13 protein-coding genes are annotated in these 14,212 nt (G+C 68.7%); 10 read left to right on the top strand and 3 right to left on the bottom strand.

What is annotated here, in order from left to right:
- Positions 1-98 precede the first annotated feature (98 nt).
- Positions 99-1,088, bottom strand: coding sequence for a peptidylprolyl isomerase (locus K7W41_RS01810; RefSeq protein WP_224604099.1), 990 nt, complete (start codon positions 1,086-1,088; stop codon positions 99-101).
- A gap of 91 nt (positions 1,089-1,179) precedes the next feature.
- Between K7W41_RS01810 and K7W41_RS01805 the strand changes: the two genes are divergently transcribed.
- Together K7W41_RS01805 and K7W41_RS01800 are read left to right on the top strand one after the other, a co-directional pair.
- A complete protein-coding gene (locus K7W41_RS01805) occupies positions 1,180-2,244 on the top strand; it encodes a lipid II:glycine glycyltransferase FemX (RefSeq protein ID WP_224604096.1) in 1,065 nt (354 codons plus the stop codon).
- 60 nt (positions 2,245-2,304) lie between these two features.
- Positions 2,305-3,006 carry a hypothetical protein gene (locus K7W41_RS01800; protein WP_224604093.1) on the top strand — a complete coding sequence of 234 codons (702 nt, stop codon included), beginning with the start codon at positions 2,305-2,307 and terminating at the stop codon, positions 3,004-3,006.
- Between the two features lie 4 nt (positions 3,007-3,010).
- Here K7W41_RS01800 and K7W41_RS01795 read toward each other — a convergent pair whose 3' ends face one another.
- A complete protein-coding gene (locus K7W41_RS01795) occupies positions 3,011-4,387 on the bottom strand; it encodes an MFS transporter (protein WP_224604090.1) in 1,377 nt (458 codons plus the stop codon).
- 77 nt (positions 4,388-4,464) lie between these two features.
- On the opposite strand from K7W41_RS01795, the gene K7W41_RS01790 reads away from it, so the two are divergent.
- The 3 genes from K7W41_RS01790 to K7W41_RS01780 all read left to right on the top strand — a co-directional run bounded on the left by K7W41_RS01790 (position 4,465) and on the right by K7W41_RS01780 (position 7,500).
- Entirely contained in the window at positions 4,465-5,460 is a 996-nt protein-coding gene (locus tag K7W41_RS01790) for an aldo/keto reductase (RefSeq protein ID WP_224604087.1), read from the top strand.
- Positions 5,461-5,695: 235 nt separating this feature from the next.
- Positions 5,696-6,562 (top strand): ABC transporter ATP-binding protein, encoded by an 867-nt coding sequence (locus K7W41_RS01785; RefSeq protein WP_224604084.1) that lies wholly within the window; start codon positions 5,696-5,698, stop codon positions 6,560-6,562.
- Between the two features lie 56 nt (positions 6,563-6,618).
- Positions 6,619-7,500: an ABC transporter permease gene (locus K7W41_RS01780; protein WP_224604081.1), complete on the top strand. Its 882-nt coding sequence runs from the start codon at positions 6,619-6,621 to the stop codon at positions 7,498-7,500.
- Between the two features lie 538 nt (positions 7,501-8,038).
- Here the strand turns inward: K7W41_RS01780 and K7W41_RS01775 are convergent.
- Complete coding sequence (locus tag K7W41_RS01775; protein WP_224604079.1) at positions 8,039-9,334, bottom strand: hemolysin family protein; 1,296 nt, start codon at positions 9,332-9,334, stop codon at positions 8,039-8,041.
- A gap of 85 nt (positions 9,335-9,419) precedes the next feature.
- Between K7W41_RS01775 and K7W41_RS01770 the strand changes: the two genes are divergently transcribed.
- The 5 genes from K7W41_RS01770 to K7W41_RS01750 all read left to right on the top strand — a co-directional run bounded on the left by K7W41_RS01770 (position 9,420) and on the right by K7W41_RS01750 (position 14,130).
- Complete coding sequence (locus K7W41_RS01770; protein ID WP_224604076.1) at positions 9,420-10,445, top strand: ABC transporter ATP-binding protein; 1,026 nt, start codon at positions 9,420-9,422, stop codon at positions 10,443-10,445.
- The gene (locus tag K7W41_RS01765; protein ID WP_224604074.1) at positions 10,442-11,245 is read left to right on the top strand and encodes an ABC transporter permease; all 804 of its coding nucleotides are present in this window, start codon (positions 10,442-10,444) and stop codon (positions 11,243-11,245) included. Before K7W41_RS01770 ends, K7W41_RS01765 begins: the two co-directional genes overlap by 4 nt.
- Complete coding sequence (locus K7W41_RS01760) at positions 11,242-12,030, top strand: ABC transporter permease (RefSeq protein ID WP_224604071.1); 789 nt, start codon at positions 11,242-11,244, stop codon at positions 12,028-12,030. Before K7W41_RS01765 ends, K7W41_RS01760 begins: the two co-directional genes overlap by 4 nt.
- A gap of 16 nt (positions 12,031-12,046) precedes the next feature.
- Complete coding sequence (locus K7W41_RS01755; RefSeq protein ID WP_224604068.1) at positions 12,047-12,634, top strand: hypothetical protein; 588 nt, start codon at positions 12,047-12,049, stop codon at positions 12,632-12,634.
- Positions 12,635-13,047: 413 nt separating this feature from the next.
- Entirely contained in the window at positions 13,048-14,130 is a 1,083-nt protein-coding gene (locus K7W41_RS01750) for an NADH:flavin oxidoreductase/NADH oxidase (protein WP_224604066.1), read from the top strand.
- Positions 14,131-14,212 lie beyond the last annotated feature (82 nt).

Raw genomic sequence — 14,212 nt, 5'->3', positions numbered from 1 at the left:
AGGATGCGCGGCGCCCGTTAAGCCGGCGTTGATGAGGGCCCTGACATGGCAGCAGCGGCCCCACCGAACCTGGCTGGGGCCGCTGCGTGCCTAGGGCTTTACTTCACCGTCACGCGGTCAGGGAAGGCCTCGGTGGCAATCTTGGCCACCTGGGCGTCCAGGTACTTCTGGGCGGCCTCGCGGGCCAGTTGCTCGCGGATCAGGGGCGCGGCTTCGGCCAGGGGCACCAGCCCGGCGGCGTTGCGCTTGGTCACCACCAGCACATGCCAGCCGAACTGCGACTGCACCGTCTGCACCTGATTCACGGGGCCGGTGAAGCTGGCCTTGTCGAAGGTTTCGACCATCTCGCCCTGCCCAAAGCAGCCCAGGTCGCCGCCCTGCGCCGCGCTGCCGGGGTCCTGGCTCTTGTCGGCGGCAATCTTGGCGAAGTCGCCGCCTGCCGCCAGGTCCTTCACGATGGCCTGGGCTTCGGCCTGGGTGGGCACCAGGATGTGCTTCACGCAGGCTTCGGCCTCGCGGGTAAAGCGGGGCTTGTTGAGGTTGTAGTAGCCGGTGACCACCGCGTCCCCGAAGGTAAAGCGCTTCTGAATGCTCTGCAGATACGCCCCCACGATGCCCTGGCGCTCCAGTTCGGCGCGCAGGTCGTCGGCGCTGGCGTAGCCCGTGGCCTCCAGGGCCTCGGCAAAGTCGGCGTCGGACTTGAAGTCGGCGCGGGCTTCTTGCATCTGCTCGTCCAGGGTGGCGGCGTTTACCTTGTTGCCGGCGGCGCGGGCCAGCTGGTACACGGCGCGGTCACGCACGTACTGCTTCAGGTAGTCGGCGCGGGCCCCGGCGAATTCGGCCAGATAGCTGTTCTCAAAGGGAATGCCCTGGGCGTTCACCACCCGCGCGGCGGCCAGCCGGAAGGCGCGGTCAAAGTCGGCCAGGGTGATGGTCTCGGTGCCCACGCGCGCCACCACGGTGCTGGGGTCGGCGGCGGGCGCAGCGGGGGCCGCCGCAGGGGTGGCCGGGGCGGTGGGGGTGGCGGGCGCAGTCTGGGCGAGGGCGGCGCCGGACAGCAGCGCCAGCGTGAGCAGCACTTGTTTCATCCCTGCACTCTAGCGTCCCGCCGCGCCCCCACCATGATGGGCGCGTGATGACGGCTTGGGGCGCGCGCCCCCTGCTGCTACAATCCCCCGCGTGCGCCTGAGCCTGCAAGAAACCACCGATCCGCGCGTGTACGACGACGCCGTGCGGTCATTGCCCATCACCAGTGCCCTGCAGGGCTGGGGCTACGGCGAGGCGCGGCGCACCCTGGGCCAGACCCCCGCGCGCTACCTGATCACGGCGGATGGCCGCACCGTGGGCGCCCTGCAGCTGATCCGCAAGCGCCTTGTGCCCGGCTTTTCCACGCTGTACGCGCCGCGCGGCCCGGCCCTGGAAAGCCTGGACCTGCTGCCCGCCGTGGCCGACGCCGTGAAAAAAGTGGCCCGCCCCGGCGACGCCCTGCTGAAAATCGAGCCGCCTGTGCCCTTTCTGGCCGACGATTCGGTGGTGCTGCCAGAAAGCTACGGCCCCTTTCGCCGCGCCGAGAGCGAGCAACCCGAACACACCATCGTGGCCGACCTGACCCGCAGCGAGGACGAGCTGTTCGCTGGCCTGCACTCCATGGCCCGGCGCAACGTGCGCACCGCCCAGAAGATGGGCGTGGTGGCTGGCCGCGACGATGATTTCGAGGCCTTCTGGGAAATCTTTACCGCCACCAACGAGCGCGCCCAGCTGGGGGCGTTTCCCCGCGCCTACTACGAAACCATGCTGCGCGAGGGGAATGCGTATGGCGGAGAAGCGTACATCGTGCTATCGCGCGTGGAGGGCCGCGCGCTGGCCGGGGGCTTTTTCCTGGCGATGGGCAAGGGCACCTATTACCTGTTCGGCGGCAGCATCCGCGATGACCGCACCAATGCCGACGGCAGCCCGCTCAAGGACGCCAAGGCCCCCGACGCCTTTTACTGGAACGCCATGCTGGACGCCAAGCGCCGGGGCTACGAACTGTTTGACTTCTGGGGCATTCCGCGCCAGCTGGACGAGGCCAAGCATTCGTTCGGCGTGTTCAAGATGAAACTGAAGTTCTCCGAGCAGCGCGTGTGGTACCCCGCTTACGACCTGAACCTGAACCCGGCCGCGCCCGCCATCGTCAAGGCGCTGCGCTGGCGCAAAACCCAGAACAACCTGCGCAAGCGCGGCAGCGCCGACGACGTGCTGTAAACAGTCCGTTGCCACCTTTTGGTGGATGGCGCGTGTGGGCAACCGGGAAAGACTGCCCGTATGTTCTACCTGGGCCTGCTGATGCTGGTGGTGGCCGCGCAACTGGTGCTGGGGCCAGTCCTGATGCTCCTGATTCGCCGGGCAACCCGGGGGCGACGCGGCGCCGAAAGGGTGGGCTGTTTTGCCCTGCTTTTGCCGTTGCTTTGTGGCATGGCTTTACTGGGCGGAGGCAGCTGGTATGAAGCAGTCACCGCTGATTTTTCGACCGGCAGTGACGAGTTCCACTGGACCCCGCTGGGCGGCGGGTTCTTCGCCTCCAGCACGTCGGACGCACACCACATGCTGATGAGTCAGAACGACTCGGACAGCTGGCCGCGCGAACTCAATGACCGGTATTGGATTCAGAAGTTCGGCTGCGCCGGTGGGCAACCCATCCTGGCCGTGGCCGGTCCCGAGGCATCTCCTGCCTATGTGCTGGTGCACCCGGCGGCCCGCGCCCTCGAAGTTGCGCAGACCGAGCGCCAACTCACCGACCTTGTCCTGCGCCGGGGCCTGACCCTGCCGGAGTGGTGGAGTAGGCGGGCGTTTGTGGAGAAGTGCGGCCCTCAGATGACCAGCGGGCAGAAGCTGCAGGCCCAGGTGGCCCTCTGGAGCCCCCTGGTGGCGCTGCTCCTCCTGTTCACGGGAACGCTCGTGTGGGTGCGGCGCCGGCCCCGCTTGGTTGTTCAGTCCCCCGAGCCTGAGGCTGGGCCGCAGGGATGAAGCCTCAATCCGCCGGCTGGGCCTCCGCCGGCTTGCTGACCATCACGGCGCGCAGGCCCAGGCTCAGCACAAACGCCACGGCCACCAGCCCCAGCGCCAGCAGGTAGGCGCGGCGCAGCCCCTCGGCCAGCGGGAACCCGCCCGCTTCAATGGCGGCCGGGCCAATCAGCAGCGCCATCAGGGCCACGCCCAGCGCGCCGCCCATCTGGCGGGCAAACAGCACGCCGCTGGTCACGGCGCCCAGTTCCGTGCGCGCCGCCGATTCCTGCGCGGCCAGCAGCAGGCTCAGCATGGCAAAGCCCATGCCCGTGCCCACCGCAAAGCCCAGGGCGCTGGTGACCCAGAGCGGCGCGTGGACCGCAAACGTCAGGGCCGTGAACATCGCCACCAGCACCGCGAAGCCCACCTGCGCAATCCGCGCCAGCGGCACCGTTTTTACCAGCCGCGCGGTCACGATGGCGGTCAGCGTCCAGCCCACCAGCATCGGCGTCAGGATGGCGCCGCCAGCGGTGGCCCCGCCGCCCGTCACGCCCTGGGCGTACAGCGGCAGGTAGGCAATCACGCCAAAGTACGCCGCGCCGCCCAGCAGGTTCCCGGCAAACGCCACGCGCGGCAGCCGCTGCCGCAGGGCTTTCATGGGCAGCAGCGGTTCTGGGTGGCGGCGTTCCAGGACCACAGCGCCCACCAGCGTGGCCGCGCCAATGCCCCCCAGCGCCCACTGCCGCTGTTCCAGGCCCCAGACCACCAGCCCGCTGCCCAGCGTAAAGAGGGCCGCGCCCGCCCAGTCCAGCCGCGCGGGCCGGGGCTGCCCCGTTTCCGGCAAGAAGCGCAGGGCCAGCGCCAGCGCCGCCACCCCAAAGGGCAGGCTGGCATAGAAGGTCCAGCGCCATGAGGCCTGCTCCGTCAGCCAGCCGCCCAGCAGCGGCCCCAGCAGCCCGGAAATCCCCCACACCCCGGAAATCAGCGATTGCACCCGGCCCCGTTCTTTCAGGGCGTACAGTTCGCCAATCATGGTGAGGGTCAGCGGCAACAGGGCCCCGGCGCCCAGCCCCTGCAGCGCGCGGGCCCCAATCAGGGCGCTCATGGAGGTGCTGACCCCGCACAGCGCCGAGCCCAGCAGGAAGATCACCACGCCCGCCAGATACAGCCGCCGCCGTCCCACAATGTCGCTGGCGCGGCCCCACAGCGGGCTGGAAACCGTGCTCGTCAGCAGATACACCGCAAAGGGCAGCGCGTACAGGCGCTCGCCCCCCAGGTCGCGGATCACGCTGGGCATGGCGGTGGCGACCACGCTGGCTTCCAGGGCGGCCAGAAAGACCCCCACGATCAGGCCGGTGGTGGCCAGCTGGCGGGCGCGGGGCGGCAGCGGGGCAGGCGTCACCCGGGCAGGCTACGCCCGGCGGCGCCGTGAAGAATGGGTGAGTGGCTTCATGGGGCCTGAATCGTTACAGTTGCGCCATGGCCTCCTCGTCCCAGACCCTGCACACCCGCCCCTTGGGCCGCACCGGCCTGCACGTCACGGAAATCGGCTACGGCGCCTGGGGCATTGGCGCCGATATGTGGGTGGGGGCCCAGGACGACGAGAGCCTGAAGGCCCTGCGCCGCTACGTGGAACTGGGCGGCAACTTTATTGACACGGCGATGGGCTACGGCAACGGCCACTCCGAGCGGCTGGTGGGCCAGGTGGCGCGGGAGTACCCGGGCACGCTGGTGGCCACCAAGATCAGCCCCAAGAACATGCAGTGGCCTGCCGCACCCGGCACGGCCGCCGAGCAGGCATTTCCCGGCGACTACGTCATCCGCATGACCGAGGCCAGCCTGGAGCGGTTGGGCCTGCCCCACATTGACGTGCAGCAGCTTCATGTCTGGAACGACAGCTGGCTGGGCCAGGGCGACTGGCAGGCCGCCGTGGCTGACCTGAAGCGCCAGGGCAAGATCAAGGCGTTTGGCATCTCCATCAACGACCACCAGCCGGACAACGCCGTGAAAGCCGTGGAAGCCGGGGCTGTGGAGACTGTGCAGGTGATTTACAACGTGTTCGATCAGTCGCCGCAGGACCGCCTGCTGGACGCCTGCCGGGCGAACGGTGTGGGTGTGATTGTGCGCGTGGCGCTGGACGAGGGCAGCCTGACCGGGCGCATCACACCCGAGACCACCTTCCCTAAAGGCGACTGGCGCCACACCTACTTTGGCGGGGACCGCAAGGCGCAGTTGCAGCCCCGCCTGCGCGCCATTGAGCAGGACCTGGGGATTTCCACAGGCGATCTGGCCGAGACCAGCCTGCGCTTTGTGCTCTCGCACCCGGCCGTCAGCACCGTGATTGTAGGTATGCGCAGCGTGCAGAACGTGGAGCGCAACGCCGCGCTGGCCGACGGTCAGGGCCTGAGCGCCGAACAGGTGCAGAAGCTGCGCGCCCACCGCTGGGACCGCAACTGGTATCTGCCCGCCGAGTAGACCCGCAGGAGAGGGGAGGGGCCGCGCCGCCGCCTGGGCGCGGCCCCTTGCGATGTGTGGGGGCCAGCTGTACGCCATGACGCGTATCGCTTCCGGGGACACTGGCGTCTACGCTGAGCGTCAATGATTGACGACGTCCGCTGCCTGCGTTAAGGCCCACTGCCCCGCGCGAGGTCGCCCCCTGCACAGGCGCGCGGCCCCAGCCTCGTTCTGTCTCACAACCCGGAGGTTTGCCATGACCCTGACCGCCCCCCCAGCGGCGAGCCCCTCTTCTGTACCCGCTGCCCGTGATCTCAGCGGCCGAGAGATTGCCATTGACGTGCAGCACCTCGTCAAGACCTTTCGCAAGCGCCAGGGTGGCCGCCCGCTGCGCCCGCAGTACACCGAGAGCCGCGCCGTGGACGACGTGACCTTTCAGGTGCGCCGGGGCGAGATCTACGGCGTGCTGGGCCCCAACGGCAGCGGCAAAAGCACCCTGATCCGCGCCATGAGCACCCTGCTGATTCCCGACGCCGGCACCGTGGGCATCTTCGGCCTGGACGTGGTGAAGGATGAAGCGCAGGTGCGGCGGCTGCTCAACCGCGTCTCTGTGGACGCCGCCTTTTACAAGAAGCTCAGCCCGCGCGAGAATTTGCTGTATTCGGCGCAGCTGTACGGCCTGGACCGCCATGTGGCGCAGGGACGCGCCCAGGCCACCTTGAAACGGCTGGGCCTGAAGGAAAAAGCCTTTTTCGAGCCCCTGGAAGAGATGAGCCGGGGCATGCAGCAGAAAGTGGCGATTGCCCGCGCCTTTCTGACCAGCCCGGTGATTGTGCTGCTGGACGAACCCACCACCGGCCTGGACCCCAAGTCGAGGCGTGACGTGCAGGAGTTTGTGCTGGAGCTGCGCGACGTGCACGACGCCACCATCATCCTGACCACCCACGACATGCCCGAAGCCGAGCGCCTCTGTGACCGCATCGCCTTTATCAGCGGCGGCAAATTCGTGGCCGAAGGCACCGCCGAGCAACTGCGCCAACTGGCCGGCGAAGGCAAGAGCCTGGAAGACGCCTTCATTGAACTGACTGGCGAAGGGCTGAGCGAAAAAGAGGAGAGCGAGTAATCCCAACTGGTCCCGCGTCCCGCCCACCGCTTCCCGCCTCCCCTCCTGGAGCCCCCATGACCACCCCAGCCCATCCACCCGCCCCGTCCCCCGATCCCCACCGCACCACGCCCGGCACGCTGGCCCACCAGTTGCGCGCCGCCTTTGCCTTCGTGTTCCGCGACTTTCACCTCACCCGGCGCTACTGGTCGTGGGTGCTGGTGTTCACCTTCTACGACATGGTCTCGGCCGCCAGCATCATGCTGATTGGCGTGGCGGCGGGCAGCCCGCGCCTCACGCTGACGCTGCTGCTGGGGGCGGTCATGTGGTCCTTTCTGGGCCGCCTGTTTGGCGAGATTGCCAACTCCATTTCCTACGAACGCTGGGAAGGCACGATTGAATACACCTTCATGGCGCCGGTCAGCCGGCTGACGCATCTGGTGGGGGTCAGCCTGTTTGCAGGCGCCTACGCCCTGCTGCGCGGGGTACTGGTGTTCCTGTTCATGGGCCTGTTCGTGGATATTGGCGCCAGCTTTGGACAGGTCTTGCAGTGCCTGGTCGTGTTTATGGTGGCCAGCCTGGGCTTCATGGGCATTGGCCTGATGGCCGCTGTGCTGCCCGTCATGAGCACCGAAAACGGCGCGCAGGCCACCAATATCATTCAGGCGGTGTTTCTGCTGATTTCCGGTGTGTACTACCCCGTCAGCGTGTTGCCCGGGTGGTTGCAGCCGATCAGTGCGCTGTCGCCGGCCACGTACGCGCTGGAGGCGTGTCGCAAGATTCTGGGGGTGAATGGCACCGGCACGGCCATTGAGGCCGGCGTGGGGCTGGGCGGGGTGCTGCCAGAGCTGGGGATTTTGCTGGTGTTCGGGGTGGTGACGATTCCGCTGGGGCTGCTGGTGTTTGGGCGGGCGGAGGTGTGGGCGAAGCGGACGGGGAAGTTGAAGCGGGCGGGGTAGGGGGGATTGAGGTTTCCCCGATTGCCCCACCCCCCCAGCCCCCCTACCCCAGAGGGGCAGGGGGGAGCAGACGTTAGCACTGGGCAAGAGTTTCTACTGACGTCGGCTGGGGTTGCTCGACCAATTGACGTGTCCGGCTTCGACGCCATCCTTCGCCCCACCGCAATGGCCCGCGCCCTTCGGGCACGACGGCCTCGCCTGGACCTGGGCGGTAAAGGGGCAAGCTATCTTGGTGCGGCCCAGAGGGTTCTACTTTGAACAGCAGCTTCGGCATTTGGCCGTTGTGTTGTTCAAAGTAGAACCTCGTGTCTTAAGCGTCCCCACCCTTCACCCCTACAGGGTGAGCAACGGAAGCCGTCGTGCGCGAAGCGCGCGGGCGTACGGCGATGGGCGGAGCAAGGCCACGGCGTACAACGCGGGGCGAAGGCAAGCTGCCCCGAACCGTCAGTCAACGTTTGCCAGCGCAGCGCCGCTCCCCCCGTCCCCTCTGGGGATGGGGGGCTGGGGGGGTGGGGCAACCGCAGCAAACCACCCCGCCTCACTCCACCTCCCCCCCAACCACCACCCCCACCGGCGGCACAATCAGCACCCTATCAATCCGCGCCCCATCCAAATCCACCACCTCCAGCAGCCAGTCCTCCACCCTTACCTGCGCCCCCACCGGCGGAAACTCCCCCAGCGCCCCCAGCACATACCCCGCCAGCGTGCTGAAATCCTCGCGCTCCAGGCGGGGCAGCGGCAGTCGCTCGCGCAGGTCGTGCATGGCCAGGGCGCCGTCGGCCAGATACGAGCCGTCGTCGCGGCGGAACAGTTCGTTGGGATCGGCGGGGTGGTCGGCGCCGGCCAGTTCGCGCAGCAGGTCGGTGGAGGTGATCAGGCCGGTAAACATGCCGAATTCATCCACGGCAATGGCAATCTGCTGGTGCCCCTGCTGGGTCAGGCGGTTCAGGACATCCTCGGCCCAGGCGGTTTCGGGCACGTAGATCACCGGGCGCACCCGGTCCAGCCACGCCTCACCGGTGTGGACCGCCTGCAGCAGGTCCACCACGCTGATCTGGCCCACCACCTGGCTGTGGCCGTCCACCACCGGGTAGCGGTCATGCGGCGCGGCCAGGGCGCGGCTCACCACGTCGTCCAGGGGCGCGGTGGCCGGAATCAGGGTGGCGTCGCCCCGGGGGGTCATCAGTTCGCGCACCCGGCGGTCGTTAAAGCGCAGCACATGGTCAATGCGCTCGCGCTCGCCCTCTTCCAGGCCGCCGGTTTCGCTGGCCTGCAGCACAATGGCCTTCACATCCTCCTCGGTGACGTGTTCCTGGGGCTCGCCGCGCAGGCCCAGCAGCCACAGCAGCCCGCGCGTGGTAGCTTCCAGCAGCCACACGATAGGCCGGGTCAGCCCCGACAGCAGGGTGAAAAACGGCGCCACCCGCAGCGCCAGGGCCTCGGGGTTGCGCAGGGCAATGCTCTTGGGGGCCAGTTCGCCCAGCACCAGCGACAGGTAGGTCACCAGCAGCACCACCAGCCCCTTGGCCACGGGCGCAGCGGCGGTGCCCAGAGAGGGCTTGAGGGCCGCCTCCACAAACGGGGTCAGCCGGTCGCCGGCAAACACGCCGCTCAGGGTGCCGATCAGGGTAATGCCAATCTGCACGGTGGCCAGAAAGGCCCCGGGGCGCTCGGCCAGATTCAGGGCGCGCTGCGCGGCGCGGTTGCCCCGGTCGGCCAGTCCCTGCAGCCGGGACTTGCGCGCCGAGACCACCCCCAGCTCCGAGCCGGAAAAGAAGCCATTCAAAATCAGCAGCACCACGAGAATGCCCAGGATCAGCAGTGGGTTGTCCACGCGCCACAGTGTAGGGGAGTGGCGCCTACCCCGCCGTCTGGCTTACAGCCGCCGCCCGCGCCGCTGCTCTAGGCTGGGGGCCACTATGACTTTGCCCTCACCTGACGCGGCGGTGTACGTGCGCGACCTCAGCAAATCCTACGCCGTGCACGACAAGGAACCGGGCTTTCTGGGCAGCGTGCGGGCCTTTGTGCGGCGCCAGACCCGGCAGGTGCAGGCGGTGCGCGGCGTGTCCTTTGCGCTCTCACCCGGCGAGGTGGTGGGCTTTCTGGGTCCCAACGGCGCGGGCAAAACCACCACGCTGAAAATGCTCTCGGGGCTGCTGCACCCCTCGGGCGGCGAGGTGCGGGTGGCGGGCTTCGAGCCCCGGCGCCGCGAGCGCGACTTCCTGAAGACCATCACCCTGGTCATGGGGCAAAAGCAGCAGCTGATGTGGGACCTGCCCGCCCTGGATTCCTTCCTGATCAACCAGGCGGTCTACGAAATCCCCGACGCCGAATACCGCGCGACTATGGCCGAATTCACCGAGGTGCTGGACCTGCAGGGCATCCTGAAAAAGCAGGTGCGCAAGCTCTCGCTGGGCGAGCGCATGAAATGTGAACTGGCCGCCGCACTGCTGCACCGCCCAAAGGTCCTGTTTTTAGACGAACCCACCATCGGCCTGGACGTGAACATGCAGGAAGCCGTGCGGGCCTTTGTGCGCGACTACAACGAGCGCTACGGGGCCACCGTGATGCTCACCAGCCACTACATGGCCGATGTGACCGCCCTGGCGCGGCGCATTCTGGTCATTGACGCGGGCGAGGTGGTCTTTGACGGCGACCTGCACGCCCTGGCCGAACGCGGCAGCAGTGGCAAGACCATCCGCCTGCAACTGCGCCGCCCTGCGTCGGCCCAGGCGCTGGCGGCCTACGGCGAGGTGGTCAGCAGCGACGGCCTGAGCGCCGAACTCACCGTGCCCCGCGCCGAGGTCAGCGAGCGCGCCGCCCGGCTGCTCTCGGCGCTGGATGTGGCCGACCTGACGGTGGAAGACCCCCCGCTGGAAACTGTGATGGCCGAGCTGTTCGGCGCGCGCCCGGCCCCCACCCAGGCCGGGGAGGTGGTCCGGTGAACTGGGCGTGGCGCAAGGTGCGCGTGCTGTTTGCCACCCAGTTCGCCCTGATGACCGAGTACCGCGCCGAGGTGGTGATCTGGATGCTGTCGGGCACCCTGTCGCTGGTGATGATGCTGGTCTGGATGGCGCAGGCCGAGGCCGCCCCCGGCGGGCAGGTGCGCGGGTACACGCCCGCCGAGTTCGCCACCTACTTTCTGTCCACCTGGCTGATTTCGCAGCTGATGGTGGTGTGGGTGGCCTGGGAACTGGACCCCGCCATTCGCCAGGGGCAGCTGTCGCCGTGGCTGCTGCGTCCGCTGGACCCCTTCTGGACCTACTTTCTGGGCCATGTGGCCGAGCGCTTTGTGCGCCTGCCCGCGCTGCTGGGGCTGGTGGCCCTGTTTGCGTGGCTTTCGGGGGCGCAGTTCACGGCGCAGTGGTGGGCCTACCCGGCGGCTATTGGGCTGGCGGTGCTGGGGTTCACAGCGCGCTTTTTGTGGGAATACACCATCGGCCTGCTGGCCTTCTGGACCGATTCCTCCACCAGCTTTCAGGAACTGGTGTGGCTGCTGTACGCCGCGCTGGGCGGCATGTTCGCGCCCCTAGCCTTTTACCCGGACTGGGTGCAGCGCGTGGCCGTCTGGACCCCTTTTCCTTACATGCTGGGCCTGCCCGCGCAGCTGCTTTCCGGCAAGGCCACGCTGGCCCAGGCCCTGCAGGGCGGCGCGGTGCTGCTGGCCTGGGGCCTGATTTTCGGGGTCGTGCGCTACGCCGTGTGGCGCGTGGGCCTGCGCCGCTACGGCGCGGTGGGGGCATGAGGCGCGCCCTGCGCCTGATCCGGGTGTTCACCGCCGCCAGCGTCTCGGCGCAGCTGGAGTACCGCGCCAACTTTGTGGGGGCGGTGCTGGCCAGCCTGGGCGAAGCGGGGGTGGCGCTGCTGGGCCTGTCGCTGCTGTTCAGCCAGCCCGGCGTGCAGCAGGTGGGCGGCTGGACCTTCCGCGAGGCGCTGCTGGTCACGGGCTTTTTCATGCTCACCGAAGGCTTTATCTCGGTGGTGGTGCAGCCGAACATGAGCAAGATTGCCGAAGCCATCCGCACCGGCAACATGGATTTCACGCTGCTCAAGCCCATTGACGCGCAGTTCAACGTGTCGGTGCGGTATCTGAATCTGCTGCGGCTGCCGGACTTGCTGCTGGGCCTGGGTCTGCTGGTCTACGCAGCCAGCGGTCTGAACCTCACGCTGGCCGGGTGGCTGGCGGCGGGCGCGCTGTACCTCTCGGCGCTGGTGATCGTGTACTGCATCTGGCTGGGCCTGAGCACCACCGCCTTCTGGTTCGTGAAAACCCAGAATGTCACCGAACTGTTCAACGGCCTGTTTGGGGCCGCGCGCTTTCCCGCCACCGCCTTTCCGGTGCCGGTGCGCCTGCTGCTGACCTTTGTGGTGCCGGTGGCCCTGATCACCACCGTGCCTGCCCAGGCCCTGACCGGGACCCTGACGCCCGCCCTGGCGCTGGTCTCGCCCCTGGTGGCCGCTGGCCTGTTCGCCCTGACCCGCTGGTTCTGGCGCCGCGCGGTGGCCAGTTACACCAGCGCCAGCAGCTGATGCCCGTGCCCCGCCCATGACCCTGGACCGTTGGGCCGCCCTGGGCCAGCCGCGTCCCCGCGCGTTGCCCCTAAGCCCGGCCGGCCGCGCCCAACTTTCGCACCTCACTGAACTACGCGACCTCGACTCGCCAGGGGCCGCCGCGCGGATCGGCGCCGAGCTGGCGGGCGAGCGCACCCTGGCCCCCGACCTGCTGGGCGTGCGGCCCTGGCTGCCGCGCGACTTGGGGCCGCGCGCGGTCCCGGCGGCCCTGCTGCGCAGCGAATGGACCGGGTTTCTGGCCCTGCTGGGCGAGCACGGCCCCTGGGTGTACGCGCCGGACGTGCGCGCGGTGCAGCGGCTCTCGGCGGCCTACGGGGCGCTGGTGACGGCAGCGCAGGCCGTAGCCGAGGAGGTGGCCCTGCAAGCGGCACAGGCAGCGGTGGCCCGGGCCCCCCACTGGACCCTCCTGCCGCGCCTGGAGGCGGTGCCGTACCGACAGCCCCGGCGCGGCGCGGCCACAGCTGGGGCGTTGTTGGAGCAGGAAGCGGCTTTCTGGACCCTGGCCGCCGACCTGGCCCAGGCGGCGCATGCGGCGTGGCAGGCACGGCGCACGGGCGGGTAGGGAATGAGGGCTACCGACTGTGCGGTGGACCGGGGAGTTCTAACGGCAATCAGCAGTGAAGACCAGAACGGCATCGTCTGGAACGTGCCTTGCCGTGCGGCGCAGCTCTCCCGGTCCAGTTTGGATGGCAAGACGCAAGAGGGAAGAGGTCATCGCCCGCCTTGGCAAAGACATGTGGACCTGCTCGGGTTACCGGCGTTTCGACAGCAACTCGCAACGGCACCCGGCGGCAAGGCTCAAAGTGGCTTCCTTTCGGTCCTCCCACAGGCTCAAAGCGCATCGGTCCCCACTTCCCCCACCCTGCCCATCCGCTCCGATGACACCCTCTGGCCTCGGCCCTCCTGTTCACCCTCTGTTTTCCGTAAACCCGGCGCCCCTGGCGGCTGGCAGGCCAGCGGCACTAGGCTGGCGCCATGACCGCCGATCCCCTGTTATTCCGCCCCCTCAAGGTGCGCGGCCTGACGCTGCCCAACCGCGTGGTGGTCTCGCCCATGTGCATGTATTCGGCCCAACAGGGCTTAGCCAACGACTTTCATCTGGTACACCTGGGCCAGTACGCCCTGGGCGGCGCTGGGCTCATTTTTACCGAAGCCACGGCGGTCAGCCCCGAAGGCCGCATCAGCCCCGAGGACCTGGGGCTATGGGACGACCGGCACATCACGGCGCTGGGCCGCGTGACGGACTTTGTGCATGCCCAGGGCGGGCGCATTGGCGTGCAACTGGCGCACGCGGGGCGCAAGGCCAGCACCTACGCCCCCTGGCGCGGGCGCGGCGCCGTGCCCGACGAGCGCGGCGGCTGGGCGGTGCTGGGCCCGGACGACCAGCCCTACACAGAGGCGCTGCGCACCCCCACCCCCATGACGGCCGATGATCTGGCCGCTGTGCCCGCCGCCTTTGCCCGCGCCGCCCGCCGCGCCGAGATTGCCGGCTTTGACGCCGTGGAAATTCACGCCGCGCACGGCTACCTGCTGCACCAGTTTCTCTCCCCGCTCTCGAACAGCCGCACCGACGCCTACGGCGGCCCCTTTGAACACCGCGTGCGCCTGCTGCTGGAGGTGACCCGCGCGGTGCGTGAAGCGTGGCCCTACCACAAACCGCTGTTCGTGCGCCTGTCCGCCACCGACTGGGCCGAGGGCGGCTGGGACCTGGACCAGACGCTGGCCCTGGCCGACCTGCTGTCGCGCGAGGGGGTGGACGCCCTGGACATCAGCAGCGGCGGCCTGACCCCGGCGCAGCAGATTCCGGTGGGCCCCGCGTATCAATCGCCGCTGGCCGCCCAGGTGAAGGCCGCCGTGCCGGACCTCGCCGTGATGGCGGTGGGCATGATTGACACCCCAGAGCGCGCCGAGGGCCTGCTACAAAACGGCCACGCCGACCTGATCGCCCTGGGCCGCCCCCTGCTGGGCGATCCCCACTGGGCCCAGGCGGCGGCGCAACTTTTGGGGGCACCGCTGGAACTGCCGGCGCCCTACGCACGGGCCGCACGCACGACGTAACGAGGAGCCTCCCGCTGCGCCATTGCGGCAGCTGGCCCTCCGTCATCTGGCGGGTCGCTCTGGGCCCGCCGTGCTCTACAGT

Source organism: Deinococcus multiflagellatus, from assembly GCF_020166415.1.
GTDB lineage: Bacteria > Deinococcota > Deinococci > Deinococcales > Deinococcaceae > Deinococcus > Deinococcus multiflagellatus.
Note: the sequence above shows the minus strand (reverse complement) of the source record. Positions and strands in the feature narration are given on the sequence as shown.

Bases quoted from the DNA above. Each gene is read 5' to 3' on its own strand.
- K7W41_RS01750 (WP_224604066.1), top strand. From the start codon at position 13,048: ATGACCGCCGATCCCCTGTTATTCCGCCCCCTCAAGGTGCGCGGCCTG.
- K7W41_RS01760 (WP_224604071.1), top strand. From the start codon at position 11,242: ATGAGGCGCGCCCTGCGCCTGATCCGGGTGTTCACCGCCGCCAGCGTC.
- K7W41_RS01800 (WP_224604093.1), top strand. From the start codon at position 2,305: ATGTTCTACCTGGGCCTGCTGATGCTGGTGGTGGCCGCGCAACTGGTG.
- K7W41_RS01810 (WP_224604099.1), bottom strand. From the start codon at position 1,088: ATGAAACAAGTGCTGCTCACGCTGGCGCTGCTGTCCGGCGCCGCCCTC.
- K7W41_RS01770 (WP_224604076.1), top strand. From the start codon at position 9,420: ATGACTTTGCCCTCACCTGACGCGGCGGTGTACGTGCGCGACCTCAGC.
- K7W41_RS01785 (WP_224604084.1), top strand. From the start codon at position 5,696: ATGACCCTGACCGCCCCCCCAGCGGCGAGCCCCTCTTCTGTACCCGCT.
- K7W41_RS01755 (WP_224604068.1), top strand. From the start codon at position 12,047: ATGACCCTGGACCGTTGGGCCGCCCTGGGCCAGCCGCGTCCCCGCGCG.
- K7W41_RS01780 (WP_224604081.1), top strand. From the start codon at position 6,619: ATGACCACCCCAGCCCATCCACCCGCCCCGTCCCCCGATCCCCACCGC.
- K7W41_RS01790 (WP_224604087.1), top strand. From the start codon at position 4,465: ATGGCCTCCTCGTCCCAGACCCTGCACACCCGCCCCTTGGGCCGCACC.